This window comes from Frankia sp. CeCAU1 (assembly GCF_977971845.1).
Genome location: NZ_CDWWXA010000094.1, coordinates 15,564 through 16,198 on the forward strand (window position 1 = coordinate 15,564; position 635 = coordinate 16,198).

Annotated in this window: 2 protein-coding genes; both read right to left on the reverse strand. The window is 66.9% G+C overall.

What is annotated here, in order from left to right:
- Positions 1–99 (reverse strand): ClpX C4-type zinc finger protein (locus AC08OO_RS16050; RefSeq protein ID WP_476618704.1); only part of this gene is annotated, 99 nt, incomplete at its 3' end.
- Between the two features lie 362 nt (positions 100–461).
- A partial coding sequence (locus tag AC08OO_RS16055) for an ATP-dependent Clp protease proteolytic subunit (RefSeq protein WP_476606698.1) occupies positions 462–635 on the reverse strand: 174 nt, incomplete at its 5' end.

Genomic DNA, 635 nt, shown 5'->3' on the forward strand with positions numbered 1-635 from the left:
ATAGACGCCAGGGCCGGCGATGAGCTTCTTCACCTGCTTCTGCGACTTACCGCAGAACGAGCACTTGAGCAGGTCACCGCCATCACCGATGCGTGCCACCGAGGACTCAGTCCCTTCGTCCAGACGATGGTGTCGCCTGCATGTCAGGGGCGGTTGACACCGCCCAGTCGTCGCGTGTCTGCCTGCAACCATCCCCGTGGGGACGGTACCCCGCCGAGCCGTCCGGTGAGAGCCCAATCGCTCGGCTCATACCGGTCAGCCTACGGTCACCTTGGCCGTCCTCGCCCGTCCACGCAGTCCCATTAGGCCATCGCGTCACGGACGAGAACCGCTGACCGGGTTTCACCGCGTCGGCGCGTCGGGTGTGGTAGCGGCCGACGGCCGACGACCGCGTGCCGGCCTCACGAGACGTCACGCCTCGCGAGGCTCCGACCGCGGGCTCGGACCGCCGGCCCGGCACCTCAGCGAGCGGTGGCGAGCCGGGAGGACTTCCGGGTCTTGATGACCTCGTCGATCAGGCCGTACTCCTTGGCCTCGTCGGCGCTGAAGATCTTGTCACGCTCGATGTCCTTGCGGATGTCCTCTTCCTTCTTGCCGGTGTGGACCGCGAGCATCCGCTCCAGCAGAGAGCGCAT